This window comes from Exiguobacterium sp. s16 (assembly GCF_018618115.1).
GTDB lineage: Bacteria > Bacillota > Bacilli > Exiguobacteriales > Exiguobacteriaceae > Exiguobacterium > Exiguobacterium mexicanum_A.
Map to the genome: position 1 here is coordinate 1 of NZ_JACSLM010000010.1, position 14335 is coordinate 14335.

The 14335-nt window shown below is 42.3% G+C and carries 13 protein-coding genes and 1 pseudogene; 9 read left to right on the forward strand and 5 right to left on the reverse strand.

Annotated elements, in window-relative coordinates; all coding sequences use genetic code 11:
* The first annotated feature begins 234 nt into the window (after window positions 1–234).
* From KNP86_RS13465 to KNP86_RS13495, 7 genes are all read left to right on the forward strand, one after another.
* The gene (locus KNP86_RS13465; RefSeq protein WP_034799670.1) at window positions 235–690 is read left to right on the forward strand and encodes a JAB domain-containing protein; all 456 of its coding nucleotides are present in this window, start codon (window positions 235–237) and stop codon (window positions 688–690) included.
* Window positions 691–1081: 391 nt separating this feature from the next.
* Window positions 1082–1288: a hypothetical protein gene (locus tag KNP86_RS13470; RefSeq protein ID WP_029596469.1), complete on the forward strand. Its 207-nt coding sequence runs from the start codon at window positions 1082–1084 to the stop codon at window positions 1286–1288.
* A 169-nt stretch (window positions 1289–1457) separates the two neighbouring features.
* The gene (locus KNP86_RS13475; protein WP_214754913.1) at window positions 1458–1841 is read left to right on the forward strand and encodes a hypothetical protein; all 384 of its coding nucleotides are present in this window, start codon (window positions 1458–1460) and stop codon (window positions 1839–1841) included.
* A 411-nt stretch (window positions 1842–2252) separates the two neighbouring features.
* Entirely contained in the window at window positions 2253–3692 is a 1440-nt protein-coding gene (locus tag KNP86_RS13480) for a caspase family protein (RefSeq protein ID WP_114167311.1), read from the forward strand.
* Window positions 3693–3752: 60 nt separating this feature from the next.
* Window positions 3753–4361 carry a hypothetical protein gene (locus KNP86_RS13485; protein ID WP_114167312.1) on the forward strand — a complete coding sequence of 203 codons (609 nt, stop codon included), beginning with the start codon at window positions 3753–3755 and terminating at the stop codon, window positions 4359–4361.
* Window positions 4362–4880: 519 nt separating this feature from the next.
* Window positions 4881–5453, forward strand: a complete 573-nt coding sequence (locus tag KNP86_RS13490; RefSeq protein ID WP_131472574.1) for a lecithin retinol acyltransferase family protein — start codon at window positions 4881–4883, stop codon at window positions 5451–5453.
* A 172-nt stretch (window positions 5454–5625) separates the two neighbouring features.
* The gene (locus tag KNP86_RS13495; protein ID WP_131472576.1) at window positions 5626–6264 is read left to right on the forward strand and encodes a helix-turn-helix domain-containing protein; all 639 of its coding nucleotides are present in this window, start codon (window positions 5626–5628) and stop codon (window positions 6262–6264) included.
* A 335-nt stretch (window positions 6265–6599) separates the two neighbouring features.
* On the opposite strand, the gene KNP86_RS13500 is transcribed toward KNP86_RS13495, so the two are convergent.
* The 3 genes from KNP86_RS13500 to KNP86_RS13510 all read right to left on the reverse strand — a co-directional run bounded on the left by KNP86_RS13500 (window position 6600) and on the right by KNP86_RS13510 (window position 10768).
* Window positions 6600–6902, reverse strand: a complete 303-nt coding sequence (locus KNP86_RS13500) for a putative quinol monooxygenase (RefSeq protein WP_012655943.1) — start codon at window positions 6900–6902, stop codon at window positions 6600–6602.
* A gap of 136 nt (window positions 6903–7038) precedes the next feature.
* Entirely contained in the window at window positions 7039–8190 is a 1152-nt protein-coding gene (locus KNP86_RS13505; protein ID WP_131472577.1) for an alcohol dehydrogenase catalytic domain-containing protein, read from the reverse strand.
* A gap of 322 nt (window positions 8191–8512) precedes the next feature.
* Window positions 8513–10768, reverse strand: coding sequence for an ATP-binding cassette domain-containing protein (locus tag KNP86_RS13510; RefSeq protein ID WP_131472579.1), 2256 nt, complete (start codon window positions 10766–10768; stop codon window positions 8513–8515).
* Window positions 10769–11054: 286 nt separating this feature from the next.
* Between KNP86_RS13510 and KNP86_RS15840 the strand changes: the two are divergent.
* Window positions 11055–11534, forward strand: a pseudogene (locus KNP86_RS15840) (IS30 family transposase); the annotation flags it as partial.
* A gap of 185 nt (window positions 11535–11719) precedes the next feature.
* Here the strand turns inward: KNP86_RS15840 and KNP86_RS13515 are convergent.
* Window positions 11720–12838: an IS3 family transposase gene (locus KNP86_RS13515; RefSeq protein ID WP_214754915.1), complete on the reverse strand. Its 1119-nt coding sequence runs from the start codon at window positions 12836–12838 to the stop codon at window positions 11720–11722.
* Between KNP86_RS13515 and KNP86_RS13520 the strand changes: the two genes are divergently transcribed.
* A complete protein-coding gene (locus KNP86_RS13520) occupies window positions 12734–13273 on the forward strand; it encodes a hypothetical protein (RefSeq protein WP_251130531.1) in 540 nt (179 codons plus the stop codon). The two genes, KNP86_RS13515 and KNP86_RS13520, sit on opposite strands and share 105 nt — an antisense overlap.
* Before the next feature lie 77 nt (window positions 13274–13350).
* Here the strand turns inward: KNP86_RS13520 and KNP86_RS13525 are convergent, their stop codons facing one another.
* Window positions 13351–14292: a DNA/RNA non-specific endonuclease gene (locus KNP86_RS13525; protein WP_114167509.1), complete on the reverse strand. Its 942-nt coding sequence runs from the start codon at window positions 14290–14292 to the stop codon at window positions 13351–13353.
* Window positions 14293–14335: the final 43 nt, after the last annotated feature.

Genomic DNA, 14335 nt, shown 5'->3' on the forward strand with positions numbered 1-14335 from the left:
GACGTCAAAAAAATGACGCGCCCTCCGGCCCGTCTTCCTTCGCTTTAGGCTCAAAGCGAGGCTTTTCGCTCGTTGGCTACGGAAGCCTGGACCTATGTGCGCTCTACGCATTTTTTTGAGGCTCTCCCTGCGGTCGCCCTTGCACCGTCTCCCGACGCTCGCTGCGTTTCCGTCAACAGGACGCACAACGGTGTTCGTTCTGAGGACAGCTTATCCGAAAGGGGACAAACCATCATGGAACTATCCGCCATCATCGAGGTCATCCGTATCAAACAAGAGGTTCGCGAGGAAATGGTCGCCCTCGAGCATGCCATCATCCACTCGCCGGACAGTGCCAGACAAATCGGGTCATCGTTCATCGGGGACGACGACCGTGAAGTGTTCCTCGTCATCATGTTGAATACTAAAAACCGGGTCATCGGCGTCCACCGGGCGCATGTCGGGAGCGTCAACTCGAGCGTCGTCCACCCACGGGAAGTCTTCAAATGCGCCATCTTGAACAATGCCTCATGCCTCATCGTCTGTCACCAACATCCGAGCGGGGACCCGACCCCGAGCCGGGAGGACATCCTCGTCTCCGAGCGCTTACATGAAGCAGGCGACCTCATCGGCATCCCCGTGCTCGACCATCTCATCCTCGGTGCGGACGAGTCATACGTCAGTATGAAACAGCGAGGTTACATGGGTTGAATGGAATGGAGTGGGGCCGGGGGACCGGTCCCGGTCCGTCCGGTAAGGGCAAGGACGAAAAACATACGTTTTTCTTTGAAGAGACGGGCGACTCGCGTTGCTCTCGCCTGGATCCATAGAGCGGGATCCGGGAAAAGGTCCGTTTTCGCATGACGAAAACGAGATGGTTCGTGTGTGAAGGTTGGACGTTATTTTGGTCTGTCTCGTAAGAAGATTGTTTGATGAAATAGTAGAAGTGAAAACACGGTTTGTTTATTGAAAATGACCATGTTTTCGAAACAAGCCCTAGGGCTTGTTTGAAACAACACCAGAGCTTACGTGAAATATCCTGAGATGTTGCCTGCTTGGATGCGAGGTATCATGAGGCTAACAACAGGAGAGGATGATTCAGATGGACAGCTACCAACTAGATCAACAGACGATGGACGAGATGACGGAGGTATTGCTTCGACGCCTTCCTGACCGGCTTCAAGAAGATTTTGACGACTTAAAACTTGTGAGCATGGATCTTCTTTGTGATGTGAAGGAAGGAGAGCGCTTGACCCACCTCACCGTCTTTTTCAATACCAATATGATTCGACGGAATCGTCGTACATAAGAAAAAGGAATGGTTGTATACATGTATACATGTAGATTTGTATACGTGTATACATGTATATGTGTATACAGTTTTAAAAAGTCTTCATTTCTGTAGGTTCATGAACAAGGACTGAACTGGCTCTGGAGGGGGAGTCGTTTTAGAGAGGACCAGAAGGGGGGGAGACGTGATGAACGAGGGACTGCTTGATGACTATGCGTTCGAAGGGTTGGATCCGTTCGTCCGGACGGTCTTCTCGGAACTGATGGAACATCCCGAGTGGATGCGTGTCGTCGACAGGGAACATTGCGTCGAGAAGGTCGTCCGGTTCGATGAGGGACGGAACTCGCCTTACTTTCGCGTAGTGATCTATCTGGATGCGGAAGAGCGTCCGATCAAGAGCGTATATCAATATGGAACATGGGTGGTGGCGGATGGAGACGTCAGTTTCGTCGTCTCAGAGCTATCGAAGGATATATTCGAATATGAAGTGATGCATGTCCATTGGCTCATCAAGTATCGCTTTGAGGATTGGGGCGTGTTTGAAGACGGGGCATGGGAGAAGGAATGGTGATCCGGGCTCATGCGTGAGCGTCTAACGCCTTGTGGCGAAGTCGCTCATCGCACCGCTGCCTCCCTGACGGCCCGATAACAAGAGCTGCTGGTTCACCGCCGCATCTCTATGTTCCTGGCCCTTTCTGACGGGAGGCACGGAGCGTAAGAACAACACTAAAAGCAAGAACGTGGGCTTGTCGATCGACAAGCGAGGGAAACCATTCAGTCGAATGGTTTTTTGTTTTTACCTAGAGGCACTTTACTTTTCAAATCAGCTGTTTATCAATGGCTCTTAGAATAAGGATTGAGAATGAAAGAGTCTGCGTCGACATGTCTTCTGAATCGAGTGATTGATTTTCTATTCAAGTTTGGAGCATGTGTACATTGTATAATACAATATATGTAAATGATGAGAAGGTAGGGATTTACATTGTACAAAGCTCTATTAATTGCAGTCAATGAGCAACGTGACCATGAGATATCTGCTCTTCCGAATACGTTAAACGACGTAAGAGAAATCAATCGATTATTGACAGAAGAGCCCGCCGTATTCGGTAAATCTGACGTCCAGATTTTATATGGGAATTTGACCACCAAGTCAATGTTAGACCATGCATTACATAGTTTTTTTGGAGATGCGTCTCCAAATGATGTCTTATTTCTCTACTGGGCAGGCCACGGGGGGTTCAGTCAAACCAATGCGTATTTCATTCCATATGATGCAGGTATTCATGCTATAGGTGACACCAGCATCAACATGTCCGATGTCAGAGACCATATCGATCAAACAAAGGCCCGCACAGTCTTGAGCTTTTTTGATACGTGTCATAGCGGTGCGCTCATGCGATCAATCGACAATCTGATGGAGAGAGGGCTTGAAATTAAAGGGTCCGGTAAGTTCGTCATCGCAGCGTGCACGGAAAATCAGTTGGCTTGGGATCGAAACGGGCATGGAGCCTTCACAGATCATTTGATCCGTGGCCTAGAAGGTGGGGCGACGAACCTGAGCGGGGAGATTGATATCTACACGCTCTATGCTTACGTCAGCCGGGCTCTCTCGAAAGAATTCGAGAATCAACATCCTGTCTTAAACAGCACGCTCTCCGGTCCACCTGTCATCATCAAGAATGTAAAGACGAGACAGGCCGAGTCGAATTTGTCACCACTCTTTGACGGTGGACAACGGGTGATCGACAATTCTGGAGACTGGTTTCTATTGGGAAGTTCGAGCGCACGTTACTTCTCCTATCGCTACAACAGTTCTGACAAGGCATACAGCTTGATCTTGAAGGCCGAAGACAACTCGAGAGGGGTCGAGGAGGTGCTCAAGCAGATGTGGAAAACTGAGCAACCTTTCGCGATTGAAGATACGGCTGAATATGTCCGCGTGGCCGAGGTGAATGTGGAAGTGGTCGGGGGTGAAAAAACAATCAACCTCAAGCTGGTCTCGAGTGAAGACAGACATGGCAGTCATATGTTTAGTGAAATGACAGTCAATGGTATTAAACCCGATGAAATCGCTAAGCTGAGAATCGATCACTATCTATTCAACAAAGAAGTTCCAAGACATGTCAGAATGGATCATTCGGAAACACTCATTTACGGGAATCCATCCGACTATGAGGTGTCCAATCGGTTAATCCCGGATTTGCTTGATCAGCATGTCACCCTGGAATGTATCAGACTACACCTCATAGCGGTCCTTGTATTCAAATCAATTGTGTCTGAAGTGAGCTCATTGCATTTATTTGTCGAACGCGGTGCCATCACGAGGATTACCATCGAAGGTAGGCGGCCCCGCGTCTACTCGAACGTCAATCCGTCAATAGTGTCAGTGGACGAACCGGTACATTTTTCATTGGACTATTGATACGATCCGCGTACATGAGTAAGCGAAAGACCATCAAATCAGAGAAGGCGGAGAGGCCAGATGAAACATGCCTTACCGGACACACGTTGGCTATATGAACAACTTTTGAACCATGGGCAACAGACCGCTGTCGATGACTTTGCGGCTAAATGCCCTATGCACGGGCAAGCGGAATTCGTAGCACAGTTATGGGAGACGGACGCGGAAATCGGAGGGATCGGCGGATACCAGCTTCCTAAAAACCCGATACAAAATCCGTTTCCCGGCGGAATGGAACGAACTTTATATAGGCCGTTGCAGTATGCGGCGAGCGAACTAGAGCGGGACGTAGCGCATGGGGCGCGATACATCGTTCAATATGCAGGCATGCACCTGGAGGCCGTGACACGTCAATATTTGATGCGATCGCAAAAGCTCGGGTCGCTTCGACACTCCCAGTCCACCTTAGGAAAAGCGGTCCATCAAATCGCCAAGCTACGAACGATAGATGAAAAGACGATTCAGAGCCTACTTGTATTCGTACGTTTGTACAACATGTCGAAACATGAGGTGAACCAAGACGAATCGAGAGACCGTCTATTCAGTGCGGAGGACGCACTGATCGCTTATCTGTCTGCTCGTATCCTAGGCTTCCGGTTGTTGACCGAGATCGGTTTGGTTCCATCATAAGCATGGTCATGAAACAACTGATGTCCTGACACCTCTTGATCAATGGTCAAGATGTCTAGATTTTTAAACGTGAAAGATATCAATCTTTTTAATCGAACAGGCCATGAAAGAATGAATCAGACCATCTTAAACGAGCATGTATATATTTCGATGTCGAAACGTATACATACTCGTTTTACCCACTATTCCAAAAGTGTTTAAGCAGGACACTCCTGTCTCTCGACATGAAAGAGGCAAAACGAATATCTATTACGAACAACTTCACAAAACGTGAAATGGTGGCGAATCATCTGTTGGCTATACCAGTATCGGAGAATAAAGTCATTCATCTACCAAATTAACAAATGATAATAATCCCCTTACAATTTTATTCATAGGTAATACGATAAAAATATAGTATAATTTTTCCTGTTAATTAATCTTAGTTTTTTATCTTTATACTTTTATTTTGTAAAGAATTCGACATCTTAATTTTTGAATGATATTTGATACAAAGAAAAAAAGATTGGAGATATACAGTTGAAAAATAGATTTTTAGACAAAATTAAAGTCACGCCATCTAACAAAAAAGTACTAAAAAATATCGTTACTCCCATGTTATGGGCACGAGAAAAAACTTCAATTCATAGGCATTCCTCACTTTTGAATAAATCATACAATTTTATGCAAGAGCCTGCTATTGGTGCATTGATTTATTGCCAATTAGGTACAGCAGAACATTCGGGTGTATACATAGGAAATAAAAATGTTATCGACTTAAATCGAAAAGGAGAAATTAAAAAAGTTAGTCTGAAAGAATTCACTGGTAACATCCTTAGTACAGATAAAGACATTTTTATTCCAGTAATGAAGCATGCAATGTGGCCATTAGGAGATGAAAACATAGCAAAAGAAGCGTTTAAAAATCTGTCAGAAAGAAGAAAATACAATCTTCTTGATGATAACTGTCATCAATTTGTAGCAGGCTGTATCATAGGGAACCTTGAAAATGATTGTAATTTTTTGTTTATGGTCAAAGAAGAGTTTTCAAAATTCTTGAGTGTAGAGGAATCTAACATTGTTTGGGTTCGCTGGAAGTGGTATTTAAATTAGGATGGCCAAATCTTCAATCGACTACATCGATAGATAGATAACATAGGGTTATGGAGTGATCATCTACCTATGAATCGAGTGTATTCGTTTTATGAAGGATTTCTCTCGCTTTTAATACAATGAACATGGTATTATTTAATGAGAACATCATTGTGTTAAAAGGAGGTCCGTCATGTATACAATTGATGAAGCATTTGAGATTCTATCGAAGACCAAGCTCACGACCCACAAGGAAACCGTCCGGAACTGGGTACGAAAAGGCGTGATACAGGCGGAACCGCTCGAGTCCCGTAAAAAAGGCTATCGAATCAGCGAGGAGGCTCTCGAGCAGTTCATCAAAAAACGGATGCCTGAAGGATGGGAGATGTATCCAAAGTCGGTGACAGGAGATGCTCGGGAGGTCGTCAAGAGTGAGGACGTGGCCCCATATCACGTCGAAATCGACGTGGAAGCAATCAAAGAGCAGGGGCGGATTGAAATGTGGCATCAAGTGGCCGGCCGCTGGCTGTGGGAAGGCGATTTTGAGATCAGTCGTAGGATGGTGCGGAACGCGGTCGCGCATAGACGTTATTCAAAAGAATTTGAACAGCTGGTTTGGGAAAGGTGTCTTAAGAACAGTGCCCCACGAAAAAAACCACGTGTCCTTTATTTGGTTGATGCGTTCTTATTTGAAGAAGAGCGGGTGCCATTTCACAAGGGTTTTGATATCAAAGAAGATCAAATCATGCAGGCATTGATTGAACACGTTCGTATGAATGCAAAGTCCGGAAAATATACAAATGAATCTAGTGTAAATAAATTCAAGATTTAGACGCTTCTAATGAAAAGGTGTACTCTCTTTAACATTGAGAATACACCTTTTGCAATTGTTGTTGTATTAAATGAAAGATTGCACCTATATTTCTAAAGATTAGACTTCACTCTTAAGAAAATCGTCAGCACGACACAGAGTGGTGACTAAAGTGGACCCCATTGTCAAGACACTAATTTTATAATAATAAGGTGAAAACAGTCATTCTTCTTGTCCTTGTCCCATCTTGCAGACCCAGCCTTTCCTATGCCAGGTTCTGTCAAGGGCGTATTTTCCCTTGACAGGGCCTGGGATGGGAAAGATAATTGCTCCGAGATGGCAACGATAATATGACTTTATTTAGGAAGCTTGGAAGCAAGGACATCAATATTTTCAATCACTGGTGGCTCTACGAAAAGTTCAGGAGCTTTCTCCATCAATGCCGCAGCCACTTGACCAGAAAGGTGTGCTTGACGACCTGTGTCGTCCGGGAATGCGTCAAAGATTCCGAATGTCGTAGGTCCAAGTCGGATTGCAAACCATGCAATCGTTTCTGACTCCTCCTGAACCACAGGTAGGGCCCCACGTAGGAAGCTTTCAACTTCCGCTTCTTTTCCAGGTTTTGCTTCAAGTCGAACCAATAGCGCTACATTAACCATTTTTCTATCTCCTCCTCAAATTAGAAATTTCATCCATATGTGAGAACTATAATTCTATTTTACCTTTAATATATACACATTAAAAATATATTGTTCAGTTATATCAAACTACTTAAACGTTTAATTTTATGAATAATTACTCCGGTTTAAATACGACTTTAATATTATTATCTCGTTTTTCATCAAATACTTTATAAGCCTCATCGGCTTTTTCTAAAGGAAAAGTATGTGTGATAATTTCAGTAGGATCAAATACTTCATCTTTAATCATTTCATATAATTTAGGCATTAAATGAATAACTGGTGCCTGACCAGTTGTTAAACGAACATTTCTATTAAATATTAAATCAAGTGGAAAGTTATCAGCTGGTGTACCATAAATTCCAGTCAGTTGAATTGTACCAAATTTACGGACTGATTCAGCGGCTGTAATAATCGGACTAATTGTTCCTCTTTGTTGAGATGTTTTTGAAAGTTTTGGTTCTGGACTTGATTGTGCGCCATCAAAACCAACACAGTCAATAACTACATCAGCACCACCACTAGTTTTTTCTTTCAATAACTTACCAATTTCTTTTTCTTTATCGAAATTATAAACTTCAACACCATTGTATTTTTTAGCATGCTCTAGTCTATGTTCGACATTATCGATTGCTATAACACGTTCGGCACCTTTTAGTTTCGCAAATTTTTGTGCCATTAAACCTATAGGACCACATCCTAATACAATAACAGTATCCCCAGCCTTCACACCTGCATGTTCGACACTCCAATAAGCTGTAGGTACTACATCAGATAAAAATAATACTTGTTCATCTTTTAAATCACTATCTGGCACAACAAAAGAAGAAAAATCAGCATATGGAACTCTTAAATATTCAGCTTGACCACCCCAAAAATTCCCATGCATTTTTCCAAATCCAAATAACGCACCGTTATCCATCTTCCAGTTTGCAGGTTCTTCATTAGATTGATCACATTGTGATTCCATTTGGTTATTACAGTAAAAACAATCGCCACAACCAATATTAAAAGGAATAACGACACGATCACCTTTTTTTAGATTCTTAACTTCTTTACCAACTTCTTCAACAATCCCCATTGGTTCATGTCCGATAACAAAATCTTTATCCATAAACATATCGCCTTGATGATATAAATGTAAATCTGATCCACAAATACCTGAAGCAGTAATCTTAATAATTGCGTCAGTTGGTTCAATAATCTTTGGATCTGCAACTTTTTTTACTTTCATTTTCTTTTTACCTTGAAATGTTACAGCCTTCATACACATTACTCCTTTATTATATAATATCTGTATAACACATTATTAATACCCCTAATTTTAAATGATAAAACCTTTATACATATATTATTACCTTTACACAAGATTAAATATTCAACAAACTATTTATTTAATTTTACTTCTTAATTATCGAAAGATTTATCAGCTATGTGAATACCTATTAATTCACTATCTTTATTAAGGATAGGGGCTCATATTGCCCAAATGAAGTATCAGCTTAGTATATCTTCTTATTACATATACTTGCTTTTACTTTACCATCACTAAAAATATCTTACTTTTTTCACCACTAAATACACTCCTCTTATTTTTGAATGTAATTAGATAAATGTTTCCCAGTTACGCTATCTTGTATGCTAAGGACACCTTCTGGGTAACCACTGTATAATAATCTTCCTCCTTGTTGACCAGCAGCTGGTCCCATATCAATTAACCAGTCTGATTCTGTCATCATTGACAAGTTATGCTCGATTAGAACGACGGTATTACCTTCATCCACTAATTGATTAAATAATTCGATCAGCACATGGATATCCCTTTCATGTAACCCTGTTGTTGGTTCATCAAAAATAAAGATGTGGTCAGTCACTTGATTGATTAAATACTCACTGAGCTTTACACGTTGAATTTCTCCACCTGAAAGTGTGTCCAATGATTGTCCAAGTGTCATATAGCCTAGACCAGTGGCAGCGAGGGATTTTAATATCTCCAGAATTTTATGATGTGTATTGAAGTAATTTATTCCTTCTTCCACCGTTAATTGTAAGACATCTGCAATAGAGTAACCATCTACTTTAGCATCTAGAACTTCCTGTCTATAACGTGTTCCATGACATACTTCACAAACTTGTGAAAAATCAGGCATAAACGCAAGTTCTGTTTTAAGAATTCCTTTTCCTTTACAGTTTGGACAAGCACCTTCAGAATTATAGCTGAACATACTTTTCTTTAGCCCTGTCTCCTTACTGAAAAATGCTCGTAATTCATCAAATGTATTGGTATAAGTTAATATATTTGAACGATTTGAAACATTAATAGCTTTTTGATCGATGAATATAACATTTTTAATCTGTTTAAACCCAGTTTTTATGAGCGTACTCTTCCCAGAACCAGCAACCCCTGTAATAACAGAAATAGCATTTTTAGGGAGATACACTTCAACATTTTTGACGTTATTTTTTGTAACTGGACCGATATGAATCATTTCTTGAGATGACCTTGGAACTTTTAGTTGATGTTTTTCTTTGAGTTCTTGTCCAGTCGCAGTGTGGGAGTCGAGAAGTTGATCGTATGTTCCTTCAAATGTAATTCTACCCCCATTTTTACCGGCACCTGGTCCTACGTCAACAATGTGATCTGCAATCTTAATAATATCAGGATCGTGTTCAACCACAATAACTGTATTTCCTTTATCCCGAATAGACATAATTATGCGATTGATATTTTCAATATCTTCAGGATGCAGTCCAACACTCGGTTCATCGATAATGTATACGAGATCGGTCAGTGGGCTACTTAAATGACGAATAAGCTTAATACGCTGAGATTCACCACCTGATAATGTAGGTGTTTCTCGACCAAGTGTCAAATAACCAAGTCCAATATCAACTAGAGATTGAAGTTGCTGTTTAAGCGGCTTTACAATATATGCAGCTGTTTTATCAGTAAGATAGTCTAAAAACAGGATATTTTCTACGATACTTTGATTTGTAAAATCAGCAATATCTGCACCGTTAATTTTGCAGCTTAAAATACGTTGATTTAAACGTTTTCCGTGACAGTTAGGACAAACCATTGTCGTTACAACACGCTCATATTCATCCGGCCACCTGCTTTTTTCATAGCCATCATTAATAATAAACAGTCGCCTGAATCGATAGACGACCCCTTCATATTTTGCAGTACGGGGCCATTCTTCAGGAGGATTGGTCAGTTTGGTCGGCTCTAAATAAAGTAATTGATGCATCTCTTCCTTCGAATACTCTTTCAGCTTCTTATCATTATCAAATAGACCCGAATGCGTATAGCTTTTACCACGCCAGTGATCTGGTCCGAATGTAGGAAAATTAATTCCATGTTCGTTTAAAGATTTGTCATAATCCAGCAATTCATCGATATCAATTTCCTCGACATATCCTAAGCCTTGGCATCTCTCACACATTCCTGCCGAATTATTGAATGAAAATTCATTTGAATATCCGACAAATGGTTGACCAATACGAGACCATAGTAGACGAACAGCAGAATAAATGTCGGAAATTGTACCTACTGTAGAGCGCGAGTTACCACCAAGTCTTTTCTGACCAATGACCATTGAAACAGGAAGATTTTGAATGGAATCTACATCAGGTTTCTCATAATGAGTTAATTGATTCTGTATATATGTAGAATAAGTTTCATTGAGTAGACGCTCAGATTCAGCTGCAATCGTACTAAATACTAATGAAGATTTTCCAGATCCTGATTTTCCTGTAAAAACGGTCAATTGATGCTTTGGAAGACTTAACGAAACATTTTTTAAATTATTTTGTCGTGCACCTTTGATGATGATATTTTTCATCCCAAACTTCCTCTCCATAATTAAATATATTTATATTTTTTACCTTTTTAACGAGAAATAAGTTTATAAGTATCAATTTTAAAGTTCCAAATTTTTAGCTGAATTTCCGATTATATTCTATTAAAAAATTTAGGGAAATTCTATAATCAAGTTAGCCACCTACGGTGTGCTTTAAAAAATTTAAATGTACGCAGATTGTAAAATTAAGCTAGACAACTAAAAAAGCCTTCTGTGCTAAACTTAATATGTATTTCCGACCAAAGAAAACATTAAGGAGTTAGCACAAATGGCCTATACACACCTTACCACGGATGAACTTGCGTCCATAGAATTATATTACCACCAGAAAATTTCGGTCAGTGAGATCTGCCGGAGAATTAAGCGTTAAAGAGAGATCGTCTATAATGTAATTAATGCACTCAAAGCAGGTATATCTGTACTGGAATTCTATCAGAACGATAAGAAAAGAAAATCTCTTTGCAGAAGACGTAGAATCGTCCTTCCTAAGCATCAGATCAGTTATATTCAAAAAAGGATAGCCGACGGCTGGACACCTGACACCATCATAGGCAGAAATGAAGAATCTATCAGCTGTTCTGTTAAAATTCTGTACAGAATGTTCAGAGAAGATATTCTTCCTGTTCACTCACTTCCGATGAAAGGGAAAAGAAAACCTAACAGTCATCATGAGAAAAGAGGTCGTCAGACTTTCAAACGTCACATTTCAGAAAGAACAGTTGAATTTCCTGACTTTGATAAAGCGTTCTAAAGTGGATCCCATTGTCAAAACACTAATTTTATAATAATAAGGTGAAAACAGTCATTCTTCTTGTCCTTGTCCCATCTTGCAGACCCAGCCTTTCCTATGCCAGGTTCTGTCAAGGGCGTATTTTCCCTTGACAGGTCCTGGGATGGGAAAGATAATTGCTCCGAGATGGCAAGGACAGTAACCTACTGAAAATAGATGGATGCCGGTGTCCTATAACCCAATGACTGGTGGGGACGTTCCCAGTTATAGAATTCCATGTAGTCACGGATGTTCTGTCTCGCTTCTCTTGGTGTCCCGTAGTCCTTCAGATAGACCTCTTCGTACTTGAGGCTCCGCCAGAAACGTTCGATCATGATGTTATCCAGTGCCCGACCCTTGCTGTCCATGCTGATTTGGACGGCAGGCTGTTCCTTCAGGAGGTGGATATATTTGGAACTGGTGAAGTGGCTACCCTGGTCACTGTTGAAGATGTCCGGCTGCCCGATCGTGAAAGCCCGCCGGACGGCATCCAGGACAAAACCTATTTCCAGTGTCTGGTCCAGTTCCCAGCTGATGATATACCGGAAGTGCCAATCGATGATGGCTGCCAAATACATCCAGCTATCCTGCAGGCGGATATACGTGATATCAATGCCCCAAGCCTGGTTGGGACGGGTAATGTTCACCCCTTTCAGTAGGTATGGATAAATGCGATGCTGCAGGTTGCGTTTACTCAGATTGGGGCCTGGATAGAGAGCCTGTATGCCCATCTCGCGCATGTGACGCTGGACCCTCTTGCGGTTGATATTCACCTCTTCATTTTTCAATACTTCGGCAATCCTGCGTGACCCGTAGAACGGATATTTGGTGTAGATCTCATCAATCCTATGCTTGATGGCAACCTCTTCAGGCGAAGGGGCAACCGGCCTGTAATAAAGGCTGGAACGATTGAGCCCAAGCAGATCGGCCTGTTGGGAAACAGGAAGTTTACTGTTTCCCCATTCCATCATCTCTACCCGTTCCTGTCTAATCGTGGTAGATGCCAGATTTTTTTTGATCCACGACAGCTGCGTGGTTAACTTTCCGACTTCTGCATAGAGATTTTCCAGTTTCTCTTCATAGTCGGCTCTCATCTTCTCTTGGTCCTTGTTCTGTTTCTTGAACACTTGTGGCATCTCTGACAGGAAATGTGTTTTCCACTTATGCAGCTGGTTCACATGGATGCCATGTTCGGAAGCAATCTGGCTCATTGTTTTTTCTTCCTTCAAGATTTCCAACACAACTTGAGTTTTGAATTCGGGTGTATATCTTTTTCGTTTCATATACCTACCTTAACATCTCCTTTTTCGTGTCTGAAATCTTGGGTCCATTATAAAGAGACAGGGTTATGTGGTGCGCGTGGCATCGATCAAGAATTTATCCATGACGTGGATGCAACCATCGTGTTGGACCGTCGGGGCACACGCGACATTGTCACCGGATGTCGAGGCATGTTCGATTTTTGTGAAGCGTCTTATGGAGAACTGTTCGAAAGAGCGGGGCGATTGGTCGGAATGAACGACTGGAAGGCGACGCGCAACGGGGGATCAAGTGATGCAAAAGTATTTGCGGAATTCGGTATTCCGTCTGTGAATCTATCCATCGGTTACCGTGACGAGCATACAGACTTCGAGGAAGTTGACTATTGTGCAACATTTGAGACGGTGGTACTTGTCGAAACAGTCCTTAGTCATCGTCTGATTCAACAAAATAGCTGAAAAAATAGGAAGGCAGCACTTGAAAAAAATGCTGCCTTCCTATTTGCAATTTTCCTTGTATTAAAATGATTCTATTTTTATTCCCCTACCATTCCGTCATTATCGTTATCACGCATATAGGGGTAGAGCCAATGGTCGCTCATGATCGGCATCGTGAAACCGGCGTCTTTCGCTTCCTGGATCGTCACCTGACCGTTGCCATTCGTATCTACGCTCGAGACATCGCCTGTGGCCTCAGGTGCAGCTGCGGGTTCCGGTTCACCTTCTGTTAGGCCGAGTGCTGCATTCACTTCATCCGGGTTAACGTTGTCGAAGGAATCGGTGACGACATTTCCTTTGACCGTATAGGTGTATTGGTAGTGTGACGGAATATAAGTTTTCGTATCCGGATAGGTAATGATCGCCTCGAAGTCGGTCGCGCCGCCGGCCATACGGATGACGTCCTCCATATAGGCCTGGTCCCCGTAGCGGTTGAGCGTGCTATCTTGTGGTGTGATGTTGTAGGCGTTCGAGACGCCCCCGAGCGAGTCAGCGATGACGTGGCCTTCATCGAGATCACTGTTTTCGACGCCTGAGACCTTCGCCTCGTCATGATAGTAACGGCCATCCGAGGTCACATCCTCCGAATCATCATCCTGCAAGATGATCTGATCGGCGATGACACGAATCAATTGACCATGTTCGTTCGTGAACGCCCAATACTCGCGATCTCCATATCCGATATCGACGACGACGTTCGCCTCACGGTACCCGGACAAGTCCCCACCATCAACATTGATCAGTTTATAGCCGGAGAATTGATTGTTATCCGAATTTGTGACCGTTTCTTCGGCTGTTGCAGGTTCTTCTGCAGTCGTCTCCGTATTTGCGTCGTCTGTGCTCGTTTCGGTCGTCTCGACGACTTCTTCTGTTTGAGTAGCAGGCTCCTCTGCTTTCTCATTTGTAGAAGGGGTGTTTTCACTGGTACAACCGGCCATCAGCAGGATGGCCAAAGGCAAGGCTAAGTAGGTAAATTTCATTTTGTTCTCCTTATAGCATGTATATATGTAGATGAGTCAATAC